The 24,401-nt window shown below is 68.4% G+C and carries 21 protein-coding genes and 1 tRNA gene; 11 read left to right on the forward strand and 11 right to left on the reverse strand.

Annotation, left to right across the window (positions count from 1 at the left end; translation table 11 throughout):
* Positions 1-407 precede the first annotated feature (407 nt).
* The 4 genes from Q8S38_RS01320 to Q8S38_RS01335 are packed head-to-tail and all read right to left on the reverse strand — an operon-like array spanning position 408 to position 4,140.
* Complete coding sequence (locus tag Q8S38_RS01320) at positions 408-1,106, reverse strand: molybdate ABC transporter substrate-binding protein (protein WP_305678615.1); 699 nt, start codon at positions 1,104-1,106, stop codon at positions 408-410.
* The gene (locus tag Q8S38_RS01325) at positions 1,103-2,623 is read right to left on the reverse strand and encodes a tripartite tricarboxylate transporter permease (protein ID WP_305678616.1); all 1,521 of its coding nucleotides are present in this window, start codon (positions 2,621-2,623) and stop codon (positions 1,103-1,105) included. The genes Q8S38_RS01320 and Q8S38_RS01325 overlap by 4 nt, the downstream gene beginning before the upstream one ends.
* A 25-nt stretch (positions 2,624-2,648) precedes the next feature.
* Positions 2,649-3,101 carry a tripartite tricarboxylate transporter TctB family protein gene (locus Q8S38_RS01330; RefSeq protein WP_305678617.1) on the reverse strand — a complete coding sequence of 151 codons (453 nt, stop codon included), beginning with the start codon at positions 3,099-3,101 and terminating at the stop codon, positions 2,649-2,651.
* 34 nt (positions 3,102-3,135) lie between these two features.
* Positions 3,136-4,140: a Bug family tripartite tricarboxylate transporter substrate binding protein gene (locus Q8S38_RS01335; RefSeq protein ID WP_305678618.1), complete on the reverse strand. Its 1,005-nt coding sequence runs from the start codon at positions 4,138-4,140 to the stop codon at positions 3,136-3,138.
* 160 nt (positions 4,141-4,300) lie between these two features.
* Here Q8S38_RS01335 and Q8S38_RS01340 point away from each other — a divergent pair, with 160 nt between their 5' ends.
* The 10 genes from Q8S38_RS01340 to Q8S38_RS01385 all read left to right on the forward strand — a co-directional run bounded on the left by Q8S38_RS01340 (position 4,301) and on the right by Q8S38_RS01385 (position 13,693).
* A complete protein-coding gene (locus Q8S38_RS01340; RefSeq protein ID WP_305678619.1) occupies positions 4,301-5,236 on the forward strand; it encodes a LysR family transcriptional regulator in 936 nt (311 codons plus the stop codon).
* A 137-nt stretch (positions 5,237-5,373) separates the two neighbouring features.
* On the forward strand, positions 5,374-6,102 hold the full coding sequence (locus Q8S38_RS01345) for a GntR family transcriptional regulator (protein ID WP_305678620.1): 729 nt from the start codon (positions 5,374-5,376) through the stop codon (positions 6,100-6,102).
* Positions 6,099-7,637, forward strand: a complete 1,539-nt coding sequence (locus Q8S38_RS01350) for a xylulokinase (protein ID WP_305678621.1) — start codon at positions 6,099-6,101, stop codon at positions 7,635-7,637. Before Q8S38_RS01345 ends, Q8S38_RS01350 begins: the two co-directional genes overlap by 4 nt.
* A 6-nt stretch (positions 7,638-7,643) precedes the next feature.
* Positions 7,644-8,456, forward strand: a complete 813-nt coding sequence (locus tag Q8S38_RS01355; protein WP_305678622.1) for a BtpA/SgcQ family protein — start codon at positions 7,644-7,646, stop codon at positions 8,454-8,456.
* Positions 8,457-8,460: 4 nt separating this feature from the next.
* A complete protein-coding gene (locus tag Q8S38_RS01360) occupies positions 8,461-9,240 on the forward strand; it encodes an SDR family NAD(P)-dependent oxidoreductase (RefSeq protein WP_305678623.1) in 780 nt (259 codons plus the stop codon).
* Positions 9,241-9,243: 3 nt separating this feature from the next.
* Positions 9,244-10,200 carry an ABC transporter permease gene (locus Q8S38_RS01365; protein WP_305678624.1) on the forward strand — a complete coding sequence of 319 codons (957 nt, stop codon included), beginning with the start codon at positions 9,244-9,246 and terminating at the stop codon, positions 10,198-10,200.
* Between the two features lie 31 nt (positions 10,201-10,231).
* On the forward strand, positions 10,232-11,173 hold the full coding sequence (locus Q8S38_RS01370) for a sugar ABC transporter substrate-binding protein (RefSeq protein WP_069055446.1): 942 nt from the start codon (positions 10,232-10,234) through the stop codon (positions 11,171-11,173).
* Positions 11,174-11,308: 135 nt separating this feature from the next.
* Positions 11,309-12,073: an ATP-binding cassette domain-containing protein gene (locus Q8S38_RS01375; protein WP_305678625.1), complete on the forward strand. Its 765-nt coding sequence runs from the start codon at positions 11,309-11,311 to the stop codon at positions 12,071-12,073.
* A gap of 143 nt (positions 12,074-12,216) precedes the next feature.
* Complete coding sequence (locus Q8S38_RS01380) at positions 12,217-13,152, forward strand: nucleoside hydrolase (RefSeq protein ID WP_305678626.1); 936 nt, start codon at positions 12,217-12,219, stop codon at positions 13,150-13,152.
* 19 nt (positions 13,153-13,171) lie between these two features.
* The gene (locus Q8S38_RS01385; RefSeq protein WP_305678627.1) at positions 13,172-13,693 is read left to right on the forward strand and encodes a hypothetical protein; all 522 of its coding nucleotides are present in this window, start codon (positions 13,172-13,174) and stop codon (positions 13,691-13,693) included.
* A 137-nt stretch (positions 13,694-13,830) separates the two neighbouring features.
* On the opposite strand, the gene Q8S38_RS01390 is transcribed toward Q8S38_RS01385, so the two are convergent.
* From Q8S38_RS01390 to Q8S38_RS01405, 4 genes are all read right to left on the reverse strand, one after another.
* The gene (locus tag Q8S38_RS01390) at positions 13,831-14,850 is read right to left on the reverse strand and encodes a Gfo/Idh/MocA family protein (protein WP_305678628.1); all 1,020 of its coding nucleotides are present in this window, start codon (positions 14,848-14,850) and stop codon (positions 13,831-13,833) included.
* A gap of 11 nt (positions 14,851-14,861) precedes the next feature.
* Entirely contained in the window at positions 14,862-15,893 is a 1,032-nt protein-coding gene (locus Q8S38_RS01395) for a Gfo/Idh/MocA family protein (protein ID WP_305678629.1), read from the reverse strand.
* A gap of 16 nt (positions 15,894-15,909) precedes the next feature.
* A complete protein-coding gene (locus Q8S38_RS01400) occupies positions 15,910-17,757 on the reverse strand; it encodes a TRAP transporter large permease (RefSeq protein ID WP_305678630.1) in 1,848 nt (615 codons plus the stop codon).
* Between the two features lie 97 nt (positions 17,758-17,854).
* Positions 17,855-18,883 (reverse strand): TRAP transporter substrate-binding protein, encoded by a 1,029-nt coding sequence (locus Q8S38_RS01405; RefSeq protein ID WP_305678631.1) that lies wholly within the window; start codon positions 18,881-18,883, stop codon positions 17,855-17,857.
* A gap of 301 nt (positions 18,884-19,184) precedes the next feature.
* On the opposite strand from Q8S38_RS01405, the gene Q8S38_RS01410 reads away from it, so the two are divergent.
* Complete coding sequence (locus tag Q8S38_RS01410) at positions 19,185-20,216, forward strand: LacI family DNA-binding transcriptional regulator (protein WP_305678632.1); 1,032 nt, start codon at positions 19,185-19,187, stop codon at positions 20,214-20,216.
* 495 nt (positions 20,217-20,711) lie between these two features.
* On the opposite strand, the gene Q8S38_RS01415 is transcribed toward Q8S38_RS01410, so the two are convergent.
* From Q8S38_RS01415 to Q8S38_RS01425, 3 genes are all read right to left on the reverse strand, one after another.
* Positions 20,712-20,786, reverse strand: a tRNA-Thr gene (locus Q8S38_RS01415).
* A gap of 225 nt (positions 20,787-21,011) precedes the next feature.
* A complete protein-coding gene (gene pdeM / locus Q8S38_RS01420; RefSeq protein ID WP_305678633.1) occupies positions 21,012-21,722 on the reverse strand; it encodes a ligase-associated DNA damage response endonuclease PdeM in 711 nt (236 codons plus the stop codon).
* A complete protein-coding gene (locus Q8S38_RS01425) occupies positions 21,719-24,205 on the reverse strand; it encodes a ligase-associated DNA damage response DEXH box helicase (protein WP_305678634.1) in 2,487 nt (828 codons plus the stop codon). The genes pdeM and Q8S38_RS01425 overlap by 4 nt, the downstream gene beginning before the upstream one ends.
* Positions 24,206-24,401 lie beyond the last annotated feature (196 nt).

The raw sequence follows: 24,401 nt of genomic DNA on the forward strand, positions 1-24,401 counted from the left end.
GCGACGGTCTTGGTGAAGCTCTTGGTCATGACGCTCATCCTCTGGCTGGGCGGCGATCCGTTCGCCGATGAATTGACCCTAGAGCCAGGCCCATCGGTGCGCTGTTCCCGCGGGAACAGGCCAGGACAGATCACGGTCCGATCTGTCGGTCACGAGTGGGAGCGGGATGGTCTTAGCGAGAGCGTGGGCGAACATTGGGCCTGCAAGTGCCGCGGTCTCGATGACGCCACTGGCGAGGAAGGCCCCGTCCGCGAGCTTGGCGGGAGCGCATCGCTCGTCAGAGAGGGCGCGCGGCAGGTCCGAAAATCGAGACGATGCTCGGCCTTTGGCGAGCGGGGCGGTCCACGCCTCGATCTGCGCGAACTGCGGCGCCTTCACGGGGTGTCGATCTCGGTTGCCGATGGTGATCAGGACGAGAAGCCAAGCGAATTGCGAAGGCCTTTCGCCGAGGGGCTGAACAGGTCGGCGATGAAAGCTTCAGCCTGAGCCCGGTTGGACGAGTTCACGCAGATGGCAGCCGAATAGAGCGTCTCGAGCGACAGTTCGTCGGGAAGGTAGCCCAGCAGTTCCACCCCCGGCTGGGAGATGATCTCGGTCGCCTGGGTGCAGCCAAGGGCGGGTTTTGCGTGCGTGGCAGCCAGCGCCGCCATCGCTGTGGCGCCGTTGGGATGAGGGCGGAGCGCCGATGCCAGACTTTCGGCAAGGCCGAGCCGTGCGAGCATCCCGGCGAAGTGGATGCCGGCGGTGGAACGCGCCAGATCCGGAACGTGGATCTCGGCCGCGTCCCGTAGCGCCGCGCTCAGCGCCGGCGCTGTCGTCACGTCGGGCCCTTCCTCTCCGCGGCGGATTGCGATCGCCGTCGGGACGACCCCGATATCGGCGACACTCCCGGCCATGACCGAGCCCTGGCGCGCGAGGTCGTCGATCAGGTCGCGCGTCAGAATGACGATGTCTGTCGGCCAGCCGGCCGAAAGCTTTTCGCGCATGGCGCCGACTGCGCCGAACTGGGCGCTCACCTTCATTCCCGTGCGGGCCTCGAAGGCCGGGGCTAGCGCCTTCACGAGGCCTTGGGCCGCGCCGCCGCTCAGCAGGACGATCGTGCTCACCTGTGTGTTCCTGTGCTGGGGGTCATAAGGCTCGCCGCCCGGCGTCGGCGGAGCGCGACGATCAGCGGCCAGACGAGAGAAGCGATGAAAAGCGCGAGCAGGATTGCCGAGATCGGCCGTTCGACGAAGATCATCGGGCTTCCCAACGAGAGCAACAGCGACTGCCGTAGCGAGGTTTCGAGCAGGGGCGCGAGAACGAGCGCCAGAACCAGCGGCGCACGCGGAATGTCGAGCTTCATCATCAGCCAGCCGACGATGCCGAACAGGAGCGCGATCACGACCGGGAACATGCTCTGCGTGCTGGACCAGGCGCCGAGCAACGAGATCGCCAGGATTCCCGGAGCGAGGTAGCCGTAGGGCACGCGCAGGAGCGAGGCGAAGACGGGCGCCAGCGGCAGGTTGATGACCAGCAGCACGAGGTTGCCGATGAACAGGCTCGCCATCAGGCCCCAGACCAGGTCGGGCTGCTCCGTCATCAGGCCGGGGCCGGGGCGGATGCCGAACAGGATCAGCGCAGCCAGCAGCACGGCCGTGCTCGACGAGCCGGGAATGCCGAGCGCCAGCATCGGAGCGAGCGCCCCCTGCGCCGCGGCGTTGTTGGCGGCTTCTGAAGCCGCCACACCGTCGATCGCGCCATGGCCGAACCGCTCCGGCTTGCGGCTGAGCTTGCGCTCGACGACATAGGCCATCATCGACGCGATGGTCGGTCCGGCGCCGGGCATCGTACCGACGACGAAGCCGACGACCGTTCCGCGCAGGATCGCGAGGCGGCTATCAGCCCATTCCTGGCCGGTCAGCCACATGTCGCGCAGCCGCGTCCGGATCGTCTGCATGCCGTCCAGCCGCTCCAGCGAGGACAGCACTTCGGCGATGCCGAAGATGCCGATCGCCACAGGCAGGAACTCGACGCCTTCGAGCAAGCTTGGCTGTCCGAAGGTCAGTCGCGGCAGGCCGACGATCGGATCGACGCCGACCTGCGAGATCATCAGGCCCAGCGTCGCGGCCAGCAGCGCCTTGACTGGCGAGACGCCGCCGAGGCTCGCTGTCGCGGTGATGCCGAGTGCGGCGAGCAGGAAGTATTCCGGCGAGGAGAATTTCAGAGCGAAGGCGCTCAGCGCCGGCGCGATGAAGACGAGCGCGACGGCCGAGACGATACCGGCGAAAAACGATCCGAGTGCCGCGACGCTGAGCGCGGCGCCGGCGCGTCCCTTGCGGGCCAGTTGATGGCCGTCGATGGCGGTGAGAAGGCTGGAAGACTCGCCGGGCACGTTGACCAGCACCGAGGTCAGCGTGCCCCCGTACATTCCGCCGTACATGATCCCGGCGAGCATGATGACGCCCGAGACTGGCTCCATGCCGTAGGTGAAAGGCAACAGCAGCGCCATGCCGGCGGCCGGACCGATGCCGGGCAGCGCGCCGATGATCTGGCCAAGGACGACGCCGATGATCAGGAAGCCGAGATTGCGCGGCGTCGTGGCGACGGAGAAACCCTGCCAGAGCAGGTCGAGGCTTTCCATCGGAGCGTTTTCCTGCCGGGGAGCGCTAGAAGCCGAGGACGCCGCGGGGAAGCGCCATCCCGAGCCATCGGACGAAGATGAGATAGGCGAGCCCGGTCGTGACGCAGACGGCGATCAGGCTCTGCGGCACAGGCTGCCGCAGTGCGACGACCGTCACGAACAGCAGCACGGCACCGACCGTCGGGATCATGCCCATCACGGGCGACAACGCCGGGAACGCGAGGGTCGCGACGAACACCAGTCCGAGTCGCAGCAGGATTGGCGTAGGCGGCCAATCGATCGCCTCGAACCGGCCGCTCGCCGCCTGGATGACGAGCAGGACGGAGAGGATCGCTCCGGCGATCGCTATCAGGGTGGGGAAGAAGGCCGGGCCGGCGGTGAAGCCGTCCCAGAAACCCATGCCCCAGGTGCCTGCGACCATCACGGTCGCGAGGACCATCATGGTCAGGCCGGGCGCCGCATGCGCGAAGCGGTTCATGGAACGAGCCTCATCGCTCGCAGCGCCCGCAGCCTCACTTGGCCAGACCGACGTCGCGCATCAGGTCGCCATAGAGCTTGGTGAGTTCGCCATGGCGCTGCTTGATGCGATCGAGGCCGTAATACTCGCTCGACTGCATCTTCGCCTTGACCGAGTTCTTCCAGGCGTCGGTCGCTACGACCTTGCGCATGATGTCGTCCCACCAGATCGCCACCTGCGGGTCGGTGTTCGGCGGCAGCGCGATCCCCCAGGACTGGCCGAAGACGATATCGAAGCCCTGCTCCCTGGCCGTCGGCACGTCCTTGTACTCGGGTTCGGTGCGGCGTGCGGCGGCCAGAACAGCCAACGCCTTGGCTTTGCCGCTGCTGATGAGCGGCACGCCCTCTTCGAGCGTCGCGAAGACGCCCTCGACATTGCCGCCGAGGAAGGTCGAGATCGCGACCGAGCCGCCGTCGAACGGCACATAGGTCAACTGGACTCCACCCGCCTTCATCAGCAGCGCGGTGGCGAGATGGTCGGTGCCGCCCGCCAGCGCCCCGGCGATGCGGACGCCGCGGGGCTTGGCCTTGGCCGCGGCCATGAAGTCCCCGAGCGACTTGAAGGGCGCGTTCGGCTGAACCAGGAAGACGAGGTCCGACTGGATGAAATCCGCCACCGGCACGACGCGATCGATGATCGCGGGCGTCCCCTGCATCATCGGGGTGGTGAAGCTCGACTGGTTCAGCGTCAGCACGAGGTTTTCATCGCCCGGACGCCCGACGACATAGTTGTAGCTGACGGACCCCGCTCCACCCGGCCGGTTCTGGATGACGATCGGGACCTTCGTGATGCCGGCCTCGGCGATGATCTTGGCCACCGAGCGCATGATCACATCGGGCGATCCGCCCGGGCTCGCGCCCACCGAAATGTCGATCGGGCCACTCGGCTGCTTGCCCTGGGCCAGCGCCTGCCCATGGGTGCCGAGGCCCAGCACCAACACGGCGGCGAGAGCGGCGATGCCGCGGCGCGACAAGCCCGCCTGCTGCGGAACGGTTTTCATGGCGTCTTCTCCCCTGAGAGATTGATTCAGGCCGTGCCGTGCGAGCGGCATGGAGTTCTCTCTGAGCCAAATCTGTGTTGATCGCGCCGGTTTGACAATCACGCAATGCTGTCGTCAGCTTTGCGCATCCTGCAAAGCTGATCGCAATCGAGGCGCCGAGATGGGCCGTTCGCGTATCGTTGGGGCCCTGCCACGCCTTCCGCTCGAAGTGCTCCGGCATGTCGTGCTGATCGCCGAATGCGGCTCGACGGTCGGAGCTGCGCAGATCGTCAACATGACGTCCTCGTCGCTCAGCCGAAAGATCGCGCAGCTCGAACACGATCTTGGCGTACCCCTGTTCGAGCGCCATTCGCGCGGCATGCGTCCCACCGATGCCGGGCAATTGGTGGCGGATGCGGCACGGCAGATCCTGGCGCGCATGGACCGGCTGGCCAGCGACATTGGCGATGTCGACGAGATGGGGCGCGGACTGGTCAGGATCTACGCCTCCCAGGCACTGGTGGAGTACTTCCTGATGCCGCATGTGGCGCGGATGGCGGTTCGCTATCCGCAGGTGAAGATCGAATTGCAGGTCGGGGCAGGGCGACAGGCCGAGCGGGCCCTGATCGACGAGAGCGCCGATTTTGCGCTGATCCTGACCGTGCCACGCCATCCCGAGATCGAGATCGTCGCGGAGCGCGCCAACCGCATCGTCGCCATCGTCAGCCCGGCCCATCCGGCCGCCGAACGCGGCCGGATCACGGTCGCCGAGGTGCTGGCACAGCCTTTTGCGGCGCTGCCACCGAGCTATTCCAGTCGTGCGGCGTTCAACACCCTCGCGCCCGAGGCGCTGCTCGGCGTGCAGCCCCAGTTCACCGCCAATTCGATTGCCGCACTCAAGGCCTATGCGCTCGCCGGGCTCGGGGTGGCCATCGTCCCCGAATTGACCGTTGGCGATGCCCCCGGTGAACAGGGTCTGGTCCTGATCGAAATCGCCGGCGCGGAGCGAACGGACACCCGCATGTGCCTCTGCCGACGCCAGTCGCGCATGTTGGGAAACGCAGCGAGCCGGCTGCTTGATGATTTCATCTCCGCTTTTGGATCTCGCGGGCCGTAGGAAGGCCACCAGGGTTCTTTGGAGGGGAGGGAGAGGCTTTTGCGCATGCCGCAGTCCCACGAGCTTGCGACTCCTTCCGATCTTGACTTGTATTGGATTTGTATCTTTCATGCGGCTTCCTCATCCGGGATGCGCGCGTGATCCGCTACCAGGAAATCGCCGAAAGCCTCGAACGCGGCCTCGCGGCCGGCGGCGGCGGCGCCCGTGCGGTGCCCTCCGAGCATGACCTCTGCGAGCGCTACGGCGCGAGCCGCACCACCATCCGCGCCGCGCTGAAGCAGCTTCAGGAGCGCGGGCTGATCGAGCGCCGCCAGGGCCAGGGCACCTTCTACCGCCCCCGCCACATCGCCAAGCATCTCGGCAGCCTCGTCGATTTCCACACCGAGGCGCGCATGGCCGGCCGCGTGCCGACCACGCGTGTGCTGTCGCTCCGCGCCCGCCCGGCCACCGCCGACGAGGCGGCGCTGTTCGGGCCGGCTGCCGCGGCCGGCCTCGTCGACCTCACCCGCCTGCGCGGCCTCGACGATCAGCCCGTCGTGCTGCAGCGCTCGCGCCTGGGGCTCGCGACGCTGGGCGAGACGCGCGCCGCCGATCTCGAGAACGCCTCGCTCTATCGCTATCTCGCCGAGTGCCGCGGGGTGCAGGTCGCCACCGTCGAGGAGACGCTGGAGCCCTGGTCCGTCAGCGCCGAGGAGGCCGGTCCGCTGGCGATCGCGCCGGGCACGGCGGTGTTTCGGTCCCAGCGCGTGGCGCGGGACGCGAATGGCGCGGTGGTCGAGGTCAGCGACAACCTGATCCGCGGCGACATCTACCGCTTCACCATCCATCGCGACGTCACGGACGCGGCCCCGGGAGCCACCGCATGAGCGTCGTCCTCGCCTGCGATCTCGGCGGCACCAGTTTCCGCGCCGCGCTGATCGACGAAACCGGCACGACCCGCGCCCAGGCCATGATCCTCGGCCCGACCGCGATCGACCGCATGGGCTGGTCGGAGATCGACGCGACCGCCTGGTGGCGCATCCTCGTCGAGGCGGCCGGACAGCTCGCGCAGGCCGAGCCGGACCTGTTTGGCGAGATCGAGGCCATCGCGATCTGCGGCGTCACCCGCACGCAGGTTTTCCTCGGCCGAGACGGGCGCCAGTTGCGCCCGGCGATGACCTGGAAGGACACGCGCTCGGAGGCCGCAGCAGGGCGGTTACGCGAGCGGCTGGGCGACCATCCCGAGGCGCAGCGCATCAACGCCTTTCATCCGCTGGCGCGCCTCGCCTGGCTGCGGGAGGAGGAAGAGGCCTGCTTCCGGGCGCTCGCCTGCGTGCTCGAGCCCAAGGACTATCTGAACGCCCGTCTGACCAGCCAGCACGCGGGCGACCCCGTCTCGATGGCACGGCTGCTGGCCTCCCGCGAGGCCGTCGGTGGCGTCGATCCCTTCGACGCGATCGGGCTTGCCTCCGGCATCCTGCCGCCCATGCTGGAGCCCTGCGACACAGTCGGGCCCGTGCAGTCGGGCTTGCCCGCGCCGCTCGACAGGCTGGCCGGCGTGCCCGTGTTCTGCTCGTCGAGCGACACCTGGGTCGCGGTGGCGGGGCTCGGTGCGCTGCGGCCGGGCTATGCCTACAACATCTCCGGCACCACGGAGGTGCTGGGCGCCGTCGGCCTGGAGCCGGTCGAGGCCGAGGGCCTGCTGAGCGTGGACTGGCGCGGCCTCTGGCAGATCGGCGGGCCGAGCCAGAACGGGGCCGACACGGTGTCCTGGCTGCTCTCGCTGCTGGCGCGGGAGGGCGCGGATCAGGGCTCCACCGGCCAGCGCATTGATGCGCTTTTGGCCGGGCGCCGGCATCCGCAGCCGCTGATCTTCCTGCCCTATCTCCAGGGCGAGCGCGTGCCCTACTGGAATCCCGCCCTGCGCGGGGCGATCCTCGGGCTCGGCCGCCAGCATGGCGCGACCGACCTGGCCTATGCGGTGCTGGAGGGCGTCGCCTTCCTGAACCGGATCGTGCTGGAGCGGGCCGAAGCCGCACTCGGAGCGCCGGTCGGCGAGATCCGCTTCGGCGGCGGCGCCGCGGCCAATCCGGTCTGGAGCCAGATCAAGGCGGATATCTGCGGGCGGCCCGTGGTCGTCGGCGCCTCCGGGGAGCCAGGCCTGCTCGGCGCCGCGATCGTCGCCTGGACCGGGCTCGGCCGCTTCGCCTCGCTGGCGCAGGCCCAGGAGGCGCTGGTGCGGCCGGCGCGGCGTTTCACGCCAGAGCCCTCGCGCCGGGCCGCCTATGGGGCGCTGTATGCGCTTTACCGGCGCAGCGAGGCGGCGCTCGCCCCGCTCTCCGCCGACCTCGCCTCGCTCTCGCGCAGCGCCGGCGCCCTGCCCGGCATCCACGCCGCGCCCCTGACCGCCAGCAAGGACTGACCGCCCATGAAGACCCTCGTCCAGACCGATTTCGGCCGCGACCACCTGCTGATCGGCTGTGTCCACACGCTCGCCCTGCCCGGCACCCCGCTCTATGACCGCAGCGGTGGCATGCGGAAGATCGTCAAGCAGGCGAAGGAAGAGGCGAAGATCCTCGAGGAGGCCGGCTTCCACGCACTGCTCTACACCAATGAATCCGACATGCCCTATGAGGCGAACATGCCGATCGAGGTCGTCGCCGCGATGACCGAGGTGATCGCCGAATGCCAGGCGCAGACCACGCTGCCGCACGGCGTCAACATGCTGATCGACCCGCCCGCCTCGATCGCGGTGGCCCATGCCACGGGCGGGCGCTTCGTGCGGGCCTTCCTGACCGGCGGACTCGTCGGCGACATCGGCATGATGACGCCGGACGGCGCGAGGGCGCTGCGTCTGCGCGCAAATCTCGGCGCCGAGCACATCCGGATCATCTGCAACGTCACGCCGGGCTTCTCGATCAACCTCGACACCCGCCCCGTCGAGCAGAAGGCCTCGGGCGCGGTCTTCATCGGGCTCGCCGACATCGTCTGCGTCGGCGGCCCGGCCGCCGGCAAGGAGGCCGACATCGCGGTGATCGAAAGCGTCGCCCGGCAGGTGCCCGACACGCCCGTCGCGGTCGGTACCGGCGTGGCCGAGGAGAACATCGCGCGGCTGGCGGAGGTCGCCGAGCTCTTCATCGTCGGCACCTCGATCAAATACGACCGCCAGACACTGAACCCGGTCGAGCCGCGCCGCGCCCAGGCGCTGGTGCGCGCCTATGAAAACCGGAAGGCGGCCTGAAGCCATGGCGGGACCGGTCACGCTCGTCACGGGCGCTTCGGGCGGCATCGGCGGCGCGCTCGCTGCGATGCTGGCGCAACAGGGCCACCGGCTGGTGCTGTCGGGGCTCGACCAGAGCGGGCTCGACGCGCTGGCTCAGGACCTCATCGAACAGGGCGCCAGCGTCGCGACGCTCGCCGGCGATGTCCGCGAGCGCGACCTCGCCCAGGCCTGCGTCGATCTCGCGGTCGAGCGTTTCGGCCGGCTCGACCATCTCGTGACGGGGGCTGGTGCGTCGCGCCCCGTCCCGATGGTCGAGATGGACGATGACGAGTGGGACCGGCTCGTCGACATCAATCTCTCGGCGGTGTTCCGCATCTCGAAGGCGGCCGCGCGCCAGATGATCGGCCAGGGCGAAGGCGGCACCATCGTCCACATCTCCTCGATCGCCCATGCCAATGGCGGGGCCAATCTCGCCTATGGCTCGGCCAAGGGCGGCGTCGCGACCCTCACCTACGGCATGGCCCAGCAGCTCGGCCCGCATGGGATTCGCGTGAATGCGGTTGCGCCCGGCATCATCGATACGCCTATGGTACGCGGCGGCTTCGCGCAGCAGTTCGACGCGCTGGTCGCCGGTGCGGCCCTGCGCACGCCGCTTGGACGTTTGGGACGACCTGAGGATGTCGCTGCCGTGATCGCCTTCCTGCTTTCGCCCTCGGCTGCCTTCGTGACCGGGGCGCTGATCCCGATCACCGGCGGCATCGAGATCCTCTCCCCGATCTCGACCATCGCGAAGGGGGCCTGAGGCATGGGCAGGCTCGATGTTCGCGAGGTGATCGGGCGCTACGGCACGGCCATCGCCGGGCTCGCGCTGGTCCTGTTCTTCCTGCTCTTCGCGCCGAATTTCGCCAGCACGATGAACATCATCAACGTGCTCAAGGATACGAGCTTCCTCGCCATCCTGGCGCTGGGCTTCGCGCTCGCCTTCACGGTCGCAGAGCTCGACCTTTCGATCGCCGAGATGGCGAGCCTGGCGGCGGTGGTCTGCGGCTGGATGGTGCATTCGCAATATCCGCCCGTCGTCGCCTTCGGGGCCGCCATCGCGGTCGGCATCGTGCTCGGCAGCCTCAACGGCTATGGCGTCACGGTGCTGCGCATCCCCTCGCTGATCATGACGCTGGGCACGGCGGCCATCGCCAAGGGGCTCGCCTTCATGATCACCCAGGGCGTCGCCTTCACCGGGCGCTGGCCCGTGAGCTTCACCGGTCAGGCGCGCGGCTACAGCTTCGGCATTCCCAATCTCGTGCTCTGGATGACCGGCGCGACGCTGTTTGCCTGGATCCTGGTGAAATGGACCCGCACCGGCGCGCATATGGTCGCGACCGGCGAGGCGGACGAGGCGGCAAGGCTCGCCGGCATCGCCACGGCGCGGATGAAGCGCATCGGCCTGCTGCTGGCGGGCGTCTTCGCCGGGCTGATGGCGGTGCTGCTCGCCGCCAACCTGTCCTCGGCGGCGCCCAACATGGCGGGCGACTACCTGCTCTACGCCATCGCCGCCGTGCTGCTCGGCATGACCATGTTCGAGCCCGGCAAGCCCAACATCGCCGGCACGGTCTTCGCGGCGCTGGTGCTGAAGGTACTCGGCAACGGCTTGGTCCTGCTCGGCGCGCCCTATTACATCCAGGACATCGTGCTCGGCGTCATCATCATCGGCTCGGTCGCCTTCTCGGCCAGCGCGATGAAGAAGGCGGCTTTCAAGGTCTGAGAACCACCACAAGAACGAGGGGAGAGGTCACATGTTCGGATTGAGGAAGATGCTGCTGGCTGCGGTCGCGATGGTCGCGCTGGGTTCGCAGGCGCAGGCCTTCGAGGTCGGGATCATCGGCTTCCAGTTCTCGTCGGAGACGCATGCCCGCGTCGCCAACGCCGCCGCCGCCGCCGCCAAGGCCAAGGGCTGGGGCGTGACGCTGCTGAACTCGGAGGGCGCGCTGCCCAAGCATGCCGAGCAGTTCGACGCGCTGATCGCCAAGAAGGTCGATGCCATCATCATCGCCATGGGCAAGCCGGTCGAGGCCGACGCCCAGTTCAAGGCGGCCAAGGACGCCAAGATCCCTGTCATCACCGTGCAGTCGGGGTCGAGCCCGCATGCGCTCTTCGACATCCAGACCAACGAGTACAAGGTCGGCGCGGATGCGGCGCTCTATCTGCTCGGCCAACTCGGCTACCAGGGCAACATCGTCACCGCCCGCTTCGACCTCAACGTCGCCTCGCGCATCCGCGGCCGCATCCTCGACGCGGTGCTGGCCGAGAACCAGGCGGTGAAGGAGGTCGGCAAGTTCTCGATGGCGCGCACCCAGAGCTGGCGCGACGACGTCCGGGCCGGCATGCAGGCGCTGCTGCTGCAGAACCAGGGCAAGATCAACGGCATCTGGGCCTCCTTCGACGGGCAGGCCTACATCATCGACGATCTGCTGCAGGCCCAAGGCGTCAAGAAGGGCCAGATCCCGCTCGTCTCGGTCGATGGCGGCAAGGAAACCTATGCCCGCATCGCCGACCCCGCCTCGACCTTCCTGGCGACCGTGGCCATCCCCTTCGAGGCGATGGGCAAGCAGGCGGTCGACGCGATCCAGACCATCGTCGTCGAGAAGAAGCCGAAGGAAACCGTCACCAGCGGGCCCTATCTCTTCACGGAGGCCGTGCTGGTCGACAAGACCAACGTCCAGCAGTTCCTGAAGTGAACCCATGCGCGTCATGCTCGGGCGAAGACCCGAGCATCTCGGAAACCAGTGCCTTCTCGGCATGAGATTCTCGGGTCGGAGCTGCGCTCCGCCCGAGAATGGCGCCGCGTTGCACCGTAGCCGGACGGACAGATCATGACCGATCCCACCCCCCTTCTCTCCCTGCGCGGCATCGGCAAGGCCTACGGCCCCGTCGTCGCCGTGCGCGAGGTCGATCTCGACATCTTCACCGGCGAGGTCGTCGCGATCTGCGGCGACAACGGCGCCGGCAAGTCGAGCCTGATCAAGGTGATCTCGGGCGCCGAGGAGCCGACCTCGGGGTCGATCAGCATGCGCGGTCAGCCGGTTGCCTTCGGCTCGCCGCATGACGCGCTGGAGCATGGCGTCGCCACGATCTACCAGGATCTCGCGCTCGCGCCGCGGCTCTCCATCGCCCAGAACGTGTTCATGGGCTCGGAGCTGACGAGGCCGCTGCTGCTACCCTTCCTGCGCGTGCTCGATAAGAAGCGCATGATCGCGGAATCGCAGCGCTACCTCTCGCAGCTTTCGGCCGCCGTCACCGACATGACGCGCCCGGTCGAGCGGCTCTCGGGCGGCCAGCGCCAGGCGGTCGCGATCTCGCGCGCCCTGCGCTGGAACGCCGAGATCATCATCATGGACGAGCCGACGGCGGCGCTCGGCGTCAAGGAAAGCGCGCTGGTGCTCGACCTCATCCGCAAGCTCAAGGCCGATGGGCGCACCGTCATCCTGATCAGCCACAACATGCGCGACGTGGTCGCGCTCGCCGACCGGGTCGTGATCATGGGGGCCGGCCGCAAATATGTCGACCGGCCGATCGGCGATCTCAAGGCCGACGACATCGCCCATCTGATCATGGCCGGCAACGCGAAGGCGGCGTGACGATGTCGATGCGACCCACACGAGCCCTCATCCTGAGGAGCCGCGAAGCGGCGTCTCGAAGGATGGTTCAGGAGGCTCTGGAAGCATCTGGAGCATCCTTCGAGACGCAGGCTGTGCCTGCTCCTCAGGATGAGGGCTGAGACATGCGCGAAGCCATCGTCATCGACACCGACCCCGGCCAGGACGACGCCGTCGCGCTGCTGCTCGCCTTCGCGTCGCGCGACCAACTCGACCTGCGCGCCATCACCACGGTGGCCGGCAATGTCCCGGTGGCGCAGACCTCCGCCAACGCCCTGCGCATCCGCGACCTCGCCGGGTCCGCGGCGGCGGCCGTCCCCGTCCATGCCGGCGCTGAGGGGCCGCTGCTCTTCCCGCTGGAGACGGCCGAATTCGTCTGCGGCCCCGACGGGCTCGCCGGCGCCGACCTGCCCCCGCCCAAGAGCGCAGCCGCGCCGGGCCATGCGGTCGAGGCGATCATCGCGCTCTGCCGCGCCGCGCCGGACGACGGCATCACGCTGTGCCCGCTCGGGCCGCTGACCAATCTGGCGCTCGCTGTCCGGCTCGCGCCCGACATCCTGCCCAAGGTGAAGCGCATCGTACTGATGGGCGGGGCGCTGGGGCTCGGCAACATGACGCCGGCGGCCGAGTTCAACGTTCATGTCGATCCGCATGCGGCGGCGATCGTCTTCGGCTGTGGCGCACCGATCGTGATGATCGGGCTCGGCGTCACGCTGCAGGCGATCGCCAGCCATGAGCAGGTCGCGCGGATCGGCGCGCTCGGCACGGCCAGCGGCCGGGCCGTCCACGGCATGCTGACGCGCCCGCGCCCGGGCGGGCTCGGCACGGCCGGCCACCCGATGCACGACCCCTGCGTCATCGCCTTCCAGCTCTGGCCGGAGCTGTTTGCGGGGCGCGACTGTCACGTCGAGATCGAGACCGGCGCAGGCTCCCTGCGCGGCCGCACGACGATCGACTGGAACGGCCGGCTGAAGCGCCAGCCCAACGCCCATGTCGTCGCCACCGTCGAGGCGACAGAGCTGTTCGAGCGGATGATCGAACGCCTCGCCACCCTGCCCTGACCGCCGTCGAGGATCAGCCATGCCCCATCTGGTCGAGGAATTGCGCGCCGAGGCGGACGCCGCCATCGCCGCGATGCGCGCAGCGGCCCTGGCCGCCCGGCAGATCCATGCCGGCGCCGAACTGATGCGCCACATGCTGACGACGGCGCGCAAGGTCAAGGACAGGCCGAAGGCGGAGGCCGTCGAGACCGTGGTGCGCGAATGGATGGACGCCTGGAATCTCGACCGGCACGACTGGCCGCACATCGCGCGTGAGATGGAGGCCTTCACCGCCGCCTTCCATGACTACGCCAATGATCCCTCCGACGCCCATGATGCGCGGCTGCGCGAGGCCTGCGCCGCCCTCGATGCGGCCCTGGCGAAGCAGGACACCTCGATTTCGGAGCAGATGGCCTTCCGCTCGCAATGTGCGCATGGCTGGTGGGAACTGGTCGCGCCGACGCCGACCGATCTCCCTGGAAAAAAGCCACGCCCATCGGTGCCACAGCCCGGACCCGGTCAACCATTCTGGCAAGCGGGCTGCGCCGATTTTTGCAGATGACGGCCGTCGAATCGGCGCTCGCAGTGATGAAGCTGGCTAGGGGGACTCCCCAACCCCCGAGATGGCGTTTGGCGGCGCGCCTCACCGCGCAAGAGTTCACCTGACGAGACCCATTCCTGCCGCGCCCCAACGCCTGGCTATGAGTTCGGTTGTGACGTCAGCCGTACGGCCGCGGCTTCGGCATCCAGAGAAAGCCGCGTCACGGAAAAGACATGGGCCTGGCTCGCCGCCATCTGCGTCCGGTCGCGAACATCGGCCAGGAACCGGTCGAAATAGGTCAGCGGCTCGGCGCTCGCGTCGATATGGCGCGTGCCCTCATGGTTGGAGAGGAAGACATGGTCCGTGCCGGGGCGGCCGGCGATGTCGAGATATTTGCGAAGCTCGATGAAGCCCTTGGTGCCGAGCAGCGTCAGCCGCCCGTCACCCCAGCTCGGCAGGCTGTCGGGCGTGAACCAGTCGACGCGGATATAGCCGGTCGCCTTCTCGCTGCGCAGCAGGATCTCGCCGAAATCGGAGAAGTCGGGGACATCGGGCATGGCATGATTGGCGGTGCTGCTGGCGACGATGTCCGCCGTGGGCGCTCCTGTGTAGAACAGGAACTGGTCGATCTGGTGCGAGGCGATGTCGATGAGGATGCCGCCATAGGCCGCGCGATCGAAGAACCAGGCCGGGCGGATCGCCCGGTTCAGCCGGTGCGGCCCCAGGCCGACGGTGTTGACGACCTCGCCGATGGCCCCCTCCGCCACCAGCTTCGCGGCGATCTCCGAGGCGCGCACGATGAAGCGCTCTGAAAAGCAGATCGAAAAGATCCGCCCGGTCCGCGCGACACACTCCATCACGTCGGCGAGCTGCTCGGGTGTCGTCAGCCCGGGCTTGTCGACCATCACGTCCTTGCCATTGGCCATGGCGCGCAAGGCGATGCCGGCCCGGTCGCGCGGGATCGCCGCGCAGCAGATGATGTCGATCGTGGGATCGTCGAGCAGGCGCTCGCGCTCCAGCGGGCGCAGATATGGGAAGCGTTCCTGGAAGCCTTCGAGCACGCGTGGGTCAGAGGTCCGCGGGCAATAGCCGGCGCATTCCGCCCCGGCCGCGATCAATTCCGCGACCATGTGGTAGATGTGCCGGTGGTCGAGACCGATGGCGGCAAAACGCAGCATGTCGTTCGCCCTCAACCCGTCGCGACGGTGACGCGGCCGGAGCTTTGCCCGGCGGCGATCAGCGCGTCGATCAGACGATGGACCCGGAGTGCGTTCTCGCCGGTGATGCGTGGCGGACGCTTCTGCCGGATGGCCTCGGCGAAATCGGCCATCACCGCCCGGTGATAATCATGCGGGAAGGCCATCGGATCGGCGCCCGTACCGCCCGCACTTTTGTCGGCCTCGATGGTGGTGCGCGTGCCGTCATGCCAGGCGATATCGAGCGCGGTGCCGACCAGCGAGGCCGTCGCATGGCGGCAGATCAGCTCGATCCGCTCGGGGAAGCCCGGATAGGCGGCCGTCGTCGCATCGATGGTGCCGACCGCGCCATTGGCGAAGCGCACCGCCGCGCAGACCATGTCCTCGGTCTCCATCGCGTGGACCGGGCTGGTCAGGGCGTAGCCGCCGACTTCGGTGATGGGACCGGCCAGGCTCAGCATCAGGTCGAGCGTGTGGATGCCCTGCGAGAGCATCACGCCGCCGCCATCGCGCGCGAAGCTGCCGCGGCCGGGCTCGTCGTAATAGGATTGCGGCCGCCAGAGCCGGATCACGGTCGAACAGCCGACGATCTCGCCCATGCGGCCGGACGTGAGATGCTCCGCCAGCGCGACGGCCGCCGGCTTGAAGCGATGCTGCAGCACGATGCCGAGCGTCACCCCGGCGGCGCGGCAGGTCGCGACCAGCTCCTGCGACCGGGCGGTGGTGATGTCGAGCGGCTTTTCCAGCAGGATGTGCTTGCCCGCCTGGGCGCAGCGCCGGGCGATGTCGAGATGGGTGTTGGCGGGGGTGAGCACCAGCATCGCCTCGACGGACTCGTCCGCCAGCAGGGCGTCGAGATCGTCGCAGAGCGGGAAGGGGAAGCGCGCGCCGAAGGCCGCCCGCCGTTCGGCGCTCGGGCTATAGGCGCCGACGACCTCGACCTCGTCCTGCAGATCGACGAGGCCCCGGGCATGGGGCGTCACGGCCATGCCGAGCCCGATGATCCCGATGCACAGCCTGCTCATGCTCTCACTCCGCCATTCAGGGGCCGAGCCAGCGCAGCGGCGCCAGCGTCAGCGACGGCACATAGGTCACCAGCATCAGCACGGTCACCAGCGCCAGGATGAAGGGCAGGATCGCCCGGAAGACCTCGACCACATTGGCCCGGCCGACGCGGGCCGTGGTGAAGACCAGCACGCCCAAAGGCGGCGTCAGCGCGCCGATGACGAGGTTCATCACGAGGACAATGCCGAACTGGATCGGGTCGACGCCCGCTGACACGACGAGTGGCACAAGGATCGGGACGAGGATGACCATCGCCGCGATCATCTCCATGAATAGCCCGACGACGAGCAGCAGCAGGTTGATCAGCAGCAGCAGGACGATAGGGCTGTCGATATAGGCGCTCATCGCGGCGGCGATCTTCTGCGGAACCTGTTCGGCCGCGAGCACCCAGGCGAAGGGCGAGGCGGCCGCGATGATGACGACGATCGACACCGTGTCGAAGGTCGATTCGCGCACCGCCTCGTAGAAGCCGTGCCCGCTTAGGCAGCGATAGAACAGCAGCCCGCAGAGGATGGCGTAGACCAGCGCGATGGCGCCGGCTTCGGTGGCGGTGAAGATGCCGAAGCGCACGCCGCCGACAATCAGCAACGGCAGCAGCAGCGCCGGAATCGCGGTCGCCGCCGCTCGCCCGCGTGCGCCCCAGGAGGCCGGGGCGATGGCGCCGCCATAGCCCTTCACCCGCGACACGACATAGACGACGAGGATCAGCGAAGCCGCCGCCATCAGCCCCGGAATAATCGTGGCGACGAAGAGCGCGCCGACCGAAACCGAGGCCAGCGCCGCATAGATGATCAGCCCGAGGCTGGGCGGAATGAGGTTCGCCAGGGTCGAGGAGGCACTCGTCAGGGCGCAGCTGAAGGCACGGGGATAGCCGTGCTTCTCCATCTCCGGCACCATCAGCTTGGCGATGGCGGAGGCGTCGGCGGTGGAGGAGCCGGAGACGCCCGCAAGCAGCGTGTTGGTGACGACATTGGCCTGCCCGAGCCCGCCGCGGAAATGCCCGACCAGGCTCGTCGCCAGCGCCACCAGCCGCGTGGTGATGCCGCCGACATTCATCACGGCAGCCGCCATGATGAAGAAGGGGATTGCGAGCAGGGTGAAGGAGTTCAGCGAGGACGCCATGTTCTGCGGCACGATGACCAGCATGATGTCGCCCAGCGGCGCGAAGGCGGCGAAGGCGCCGAAGGCGAGTGCGAAGGCGATTGGCACCTCCAGCAGCACGAGCAGCCCCGCCACCAGCATCAGCGCGGTCGGGCTGCCGGCCTCCTGCCAGACCAGCGCCGCGCCATGGCGGACCGCGAGATAGATCGCGCCGCCCGCCACGACCGCAAGCAGGCCCGACAGCTGCGGCAGGCCCCCGGCCGGGCGGATCAGATAGACGAGGTTCAACGCGCCCCCGACGGCGATGGCGATGAACAGATAGGAGAGCGGCCACTGCATCGCCGGCGAGACCTGAATCGCGCGCCCGGCGAAGTCGATGCCATGGACGACCATCATGACGCTGGTGGCCGCGATCATCGCCGCGACGAAGCCCGCATGGAGGCGCTGCAGCGGCGCCGGCAGATAGCGGCTGACGAGGTCGATGGCGATATGGGCATGCCGGCCGACGGCGAGCGCCATGCCCAGGAACACGGCCCAGGTGAACAGCCAGATCGAGACCTCTTCCGGCCAGGGCAAGGCGGCATCCAGCACGTAGCGACAGAACACCTGCAGCACCGCGACCGACGCCGACCCGAGCATCAACGTCACGCACAGCGCCTCGAACGCCTTGTCGAAGCCGAGCAAGAACCGGGCGGACGCATCGGGCGCTCGAGACGTCATCATCGGGGCTTGTTCAACCATGGTCAGGCCATCGCTCACTGCACGGGAGAAACGCCGGCCCTCAGCAGAAGGGCCGGCGCAAGGCGTCGCCAAACCGGCGTCAGGCCAGCTTGCGGATCTTCTCGATCATCGCCTTGGTTTCCGGGCTCTTGGATCCGAACTGGTCGAAGAGCGGCGCGGTCATCTCGGCCCATTTTGCCCGCTCGGCCTCGCTGATGCGGTTGACCTTGCAGCCGAGCTTCTCGAGATCGGCCAGCGCCTTGTCGGCATTGGCGCGGTTCGTCGCCCGCTGCTCGGCGAAAACCTCCTTGGCGGAGGCGCGCACCATGTCGCGCAGATCGGCCGGCAGGCTGTCCAGCCAGCGCGCATTGACGCGCACGGCCTTCGGCAGGAACCAGTGCGCCGTCGGGGTCACCTCCTTCGCCTGCTCGTGCCATTTGAAGCCAAGGATGGAGAAGTAGTCCGAATCGAGCCCGTCGATGACGCCGGTCGAGAGCGCCGAATACTGCTCTGAATAGGGCAGGGGCGTCGGATTGGCGCCGAGCGTCTTCCAGAAATCGACCCAGATCCGCAGCTCCGGCACGCGGATCTTCAAGCCTTTCAGCGTCTCCAGCGAGTTGACCGGCCGCTTCGAAAGGATGTGGCGGAAACCGGTCTCGCCATAGGCGACGAACTCGACACCCGTCTTCTTGCGGGCGATGTCGGAGACCTCCTGGCCGAGCGGGCCCTGCAGCACGCGGTCGACATGGGCCTCGTCCTTGTAGATGAAGCCCGGCGCGCCACCGAAGGCCGCGATCTCCGGCGCGATCGCCTCTTCGCTGTCAGGCCCGGCGGTGGTGACCTGGATGGTGCCGATCCGGCTGCCCTCGAGCGCCTGCGCCAGCCCGCCGAGCTGGGCCGCGGGAAAGTGCTGCGCGTCGATGCGCCCGCCGCTGCGCTCACGCAGGATGCCCGTCCACTTCTCGAAGCCGAGCGTGATCGGCGTGCCGATCCCCTCGGTATGGGCGATGCGGCAGGTGAATTTCTGCTGGGCGCGTGCCGATGTCAGTACGGCAGGCGCGGCGACCGCTGCGAGGCCGAGCCGGCCGAGAGCGCGACGGGTAAACAGGCCATCCGACGATGAAGTCATGGTGTTTCCTCTCCTGGTGCCGTTGTGTACGGCCGGCATGCTCCGGCCTTGATGGGACGCATGCCCGCCCCGGGCTGGTTTCTGGGTCTGCTCTTGCGTCTCGCCGCGAGGTCGCGAACACTCATCCCGGCCTCGCCGACGCCGCTCGCGGCAGGGCTCGAACCGCTCCTCCTGAACCGGACGCTATGCGCAATCGATTTCACTGTAAACCGCTTGCTTTGCAGGCACGCCGCGATGGTCTATGCAATAGAGAGCGCAATCGATTGCGCAATTCGGGGCGTGCTCCGACGAGGCATGGCCGATGAAGCGCCCTCCCACCATGAAGGACATCGCGGCCGAGCTGGAGCTGTCCGTCTCGACGGTCGCGCGGTCGCTGGCGGATTCGCCGCGGATCAGCCGCGAGACGCGGGCGCGGGTGGTCTCGGCGGCCGAGCGGCTCGGCTACGTCGTCGATCTCGCGGCCCGGGCCATGCGCAGCGGTACGAGTTCGATCGTCGGGCTGATCGTGCCCGACATCCGCAACGATTTTTATTCCACCGCAGCCAAGGCGATTGCCGATTGCTGCCAGGAGCGGGGCCACCAGCTCGTGCTCGCGGTCACCGACGACGATCCCAAGCTGGAGCTTGAGCATCTGCGCAATCTGCGCTCGGCCCGGGCGTTGGGTTTCATCATCATTCCCAGCGTCACGCCGGCGCAGGAGACGCTGCGCCTGATGCGGGCGACGCCGCATGTCCAGTTCGTGCGCAACTGCGCCAAGGTGGAGTCGGACTGGTTCGGCATCGAGGATGGCGAGGCCATGCGCCTGGCGGCGCGCCATCTGATCGATCTCGGCCACCGGCGCATCGCCTATATCGGCTCGACGGTCGCGATCTCGACCGGGCGCGACCGGCTCGAGGGCTTTCGCCGGACCCTGCAGGACGCCGGCATCGCCATCGACGACAGGCTGGTCAAGGCGGGCAGCTGCGACACCGAATTCGGCTTCGCCGCGATGCAGGCGATCCTCGCGGAGCCGCAGCGACCGACCGCGGTCGTCACGGCCGGCGCCCGGATGAGCATCGGCGCCTATGATTGCGCGCGCGCCGCGGGCGTCGACATCCCGTCCGAGTTGTCATTCGTCGGCTTCAGCGACAGCCCGACGCTGCGCTGGTGCGGCAACGGCCTGACCACCATCGCGCTGCCGGTGCGCGAGCTCGCGATGGCGGCAACGGATTTCCTGTTTCGGAAGACGGCATCGGACCAGCAATCCGAACGCCCCTGCCGCGTCATGCTCGCGCCGGGCCTTCTGCTGCGAGGCTCGACAGCAGCGCCGCGCTGCGCGCTCGTGACGGCCTGACAGATCTCGGTCAGTCGCGGCAGTCAGGCTGGCCCCTGCGACGGCCGGCAACGCGTCGTCGCAGCGCCATTGCTCGCTCGAGCGGCTGGATCGAGATCGCGTCTAACGGCCTCGTGGTGCGTGTCGGACGCCGCGCCCACGCGAAGACGATTGGCGTGGTAATATCGACGTTGAAGGGCGCCTCTTGAACGGTGCAACCAGCGGTTTGCGTCACGATCGCGACGCGTCAGTCGACTTCCGGAACTGCTCCGGGGCGCTTCTCGGCGACACCCTCACAATCATGGCCCAGCGCCGATCGGAGCTCGCCCTTGCCTTCCAAGGAGGGTCAAAGCTCTCTCGAGATCGCGATCCTGACGAAGAACCGGCCATCACCATCGAGCAGATATGGGTGCTTGGCGGCCATGGACTTCGATCTGATTTGTTACAGGTTTTGTAACGTCAGAATGGACGGAAGCCTTTATTCGCCAATGCCTCAGCCACATCAAGGAGATGGGCTGGTGCTGCGAGAGAGGATTGAACTCTCGACCTCACCATTACCAATGGTGTGCTCTACCACTGAGCTACCGCAGCAGGATCGTCGGCCTTGGCGTCTGGCGGTCGCGCAAGGCGAGGACAGGCGGGCGTCGTTCCGAAGCGGCGTCCTGATGCCACAAGCCCCGGGCCGACGCAACCCGTCTCGTCGCTCCGCACGACGATATTGCCGGGCGGGGCAGTCGCGGGGCTGCCGCAACGCGGTCGGCGCCGGTGCGGGTGGGGCGCGGTGAAGCAAGGTCCGGCGGGGACGGCCGGCCTGTCTCAGTCGGGCAGCAGCAGGCGCGGGTCGATGCGGAAGAGGCGCGCATCGCCCATCAGATGGGCGCTGAAGCCCGGCCCCAGCAGCGGGCGAAAGGCTTCGTCGCGCAGGTTCAGCCCGCCGGCATATGCGCCCATCGCCGGCATGACGCAGCGCCGCGCCGAGAGCGCGAAGCAGCGCCGCCGCAGCGCCCGCCCGCGCATCCTGATTTTGGCGGCCGGGTGGAGATGGCCGGCGATCTCGAAGCCCGTCTCCTGCGCATCGGGCTCATGGCGCAGGGTGACGCCGCGCAGATCGACCGTCGCGGCGCTGTCGCCTCCCATCGCCGCGCCGATCTGCGGGTCGTGATTGCCGGTCACCCAGAGCCAGTCGCGGCCCGCCTGCAGCCGCTGCAGCGTCGCGCGGTTGTCCTCGCCGAGGCGGATGTCCGCCTCGCGGTCGTGGAAGCTGTCGCCGAGCGCGATGACGCGGGTCGGCGCATGGCGGGCGATCGCGGCTGATAGCGTGGCCAGCGTCGCCGCCGAATCATAGGGCGGCAGGAAGACGCCGCGCCGCGCATAGGAGGAGCCTTTTTCCAGATGCAGGTCGGCGACGACGAGCGTGCGCTCGTCGGGCAGCCAGAGCGCGCCCGAATGATCGGGAACGACCACGAGCCGGCCGAGCAGGAAGACTGCCTCGGCCGGTGCCCGGTCGCTCGCCGCCACTGCGTTCACGCCATCGCCTCTTCGGTCAGCATCGCCTCGGCCTCCGCCAGGATCTCATCGGCCGCCTCGCCATAGACTGCCTCGCGGCCGATCTCGAGCATGACGGAGACGCCCAGCGGCGACACATGATCCAGCGGCTGATGCACGATTCGCCCGCTGATTCGTGTCAGCATCTGGCCCAGCCGCTTGATGTCGAGCAAGCCCGTCGCGGCATCCGCGCGTGTGGCCTTGAGCAGCACGTGCTCCGGCTCGTGCCGCCGCAGCACGTCGTAGACGAGGTCGGTCGACATCGTGACCTGGCGGCCGTTCTTCTCCTGGCCCGGAAAGCGCCGCTCGATCAGGCCGGCGATCACGGCGCATTGCCGGAAGGTGCGCTTCATCAGCGCCGATTCCGCCAGCCACTCCTCGAGGTCGTCGCCCAGCATGTCCTGCGAGAACAGCTCGTCGAGGCTCAAGGCCCCGCGCGCGATCGCGGCGGACATGTCGCCGAGCCCCCAGCAGGCCATGCCGTAATCATTGCAGACGAAGCCGAGCGGCCGCATCTTCGCGCGCTCGAGCCGGCGCGTCAGCAGCATGCCGAGCGTCTGATGCGCCAGCCGCCCCTCGAAGGGATAGGCGACGAGATAGAACCGCCCCCCGCGCGGAAAGGTCTCGACCAGGAGCTCGCCGGGCTGGGGCAGACGCGACTTCAGGCGCTGGGCGTGCAGCCAGGACGAGACCTCCTCGGGCAGGCTGTCCCATTCCCCGGGATTGGCCAGCATGGCGCGCACGCGGGCGGCGAGAAAGGTCGAGAGCGGGAACTTGCCTCCATTGTAGGAGGGGATCTTCGGGTCGGTGCCGGGCGGCGCGCGCGAGCAGATTGCCTCGTTGCCGGCGATGCCCTCGAAACGCAGGATCTCGCCGGCGAAGATGAAGGTGTCGCCCGGCGTCATCGTCTCCGCGAAATACTCCTCGACCTCGCCGAGAATCCGGCCGCCGCGGGTCACCCGCGAAGGCTCGCCCGGCTTGCCCGCGCGACCGCGTCCGAGCCGGACCTTGAGCATGGTCGATTCGACGATGGTGCCGACATTCATGCGGTATTGCTGGATGATCTTGGCGTTGCTGGCGCGCCAGTGCCCGGCCTTGTCCTGCCGCAGTTTGGCGAAGCGCTCATAGCTTTTCAGCGCGTAGCCGCCGGTCGCGACGAAATGGACCACCGCATCGAAATCTGCACGCGCGAGCCCCGCATAGGGCGAGGCGGTGCAGATCTCGGCATAGAGCGCGTCCGCTTCGAAGCCGTCCGAGCAGGCGACGCCGAGCACATGCTGGGCCAGCACGTCGAGCGCGCCGATGCGGGCATCCGCCGTGTCCTGCGCGGCCTCGGCCACGGCATCGAGCGCGGCGCGGCACTCCAGCAGCTCGAAGCGGTTGGAGGGCACCAGCAGCGCCTGCGAGGGCTCGTCCATGCGGTGGTTGGAGCGGCCGATGCGCTGCATCAGCCGGCTTGCCCCCTTGGGCGCACCGATATTGACGACGAGGTCGACATCGCCCCAGTCGATGCCGAGGTCGAGCGTCGCCGTGCAGACGACCGCCTTCAGCCGCCCCTCGGCCATCGCCGCCTCGACCTTGCGACGCTGCGTGGCGTCGAGCGAGCCGTGATGCAGCGCGATCGGCAGGTTGTCGTCGTTAATCGTCCACAGTGCCTGGAAGGCGAATTCCGCCTGCATGCGCGTATTGACGAAGACCAGCGTCAGCTTGTGCGCCTTGATCGCCTCGTAGATCGCGCCCATCGCATGGCCGGTGGTGTGGCCGGCCATCGGCAGTCGTGTTGGCGTCTGCAGGATGCCGATGCGCGCCGCCGCCCCGCCCTTCACCGTCACCAGCCCGGCCGGCGTCTCGCTGCCGCCGAGGAAGCGCTGCAGGTCCGCCGGCTCGCGCACCGTCGCAGACAGCCCGACGGCGCTGACCTGCGGAGCGAGGCTGCGCAGGCGTGCCAGGTCGAGCGAAAGCAGGTCGCCGCGCTTGGAGGTGACGAGCGCATGAAGTTCGTCGAGCACGATCCGGCGCAGACTGGAGAAGAAGGGCGCGGCGTCGCGATGCGAGACCAGGAGCGCGAGCTGCTCGGGCGTCGTCAGCAGGATGTCGGGCGGGCGCTGCATCTGGCGGGTGCGCTTGGCGGCGGAGGTGTCGCCGGTGCGGGTCTCGACCGTGCTGGCCAAGCCCATCTCGCGGATCGGCGCGTCGAGATTCCGGGCGATATCGACGGCGAGCGCCTTCAGCGGCGAGATGTAGAGCGTATGCAGGCCCTCGCGCTTGCCTGACCGCTCGGTCAATTCGACAAGCGAGGGCAGAAATCCCGCCAGCGTCTTGCCGGCGCCGGTCGGCGCGACCAGCAGCGTCGAGCGCCCGGCGCGCGCCGCGTCGAGCAGCGCGAGCTGATGGGGACGCGCAGTCCAGCCGCGGCTTGCGAACCAATCGTCGAAAGCGGGCGGGAGCGGGGAGGGGGCTGGCATCCCCCCAGAGATAGGATGAGACGCAGGGGAACGAAAGGGGAATGAGGGCGCGGTGTGCGCCTCTCGCGGAACGGCTCCACACAGCGGCCACCGGTGACCTTGCGGTGCGCGCTGGAAGCGACCTCGACCATTGTCGAGCGGCTGGCGAACGCCTCGGGGAAAAGGCGCGCATCGCCTGCCCTATTTGCCTCCGCGA

This window comes from Allobosea sp. (genome assembly GCF_030695125.1).
Taxonomy (GTDB): Bacteria; Pseudomonadota; Alphaproteobacteria; order Rhizobiales; family Beijerinckiaceae; genus Allobosea.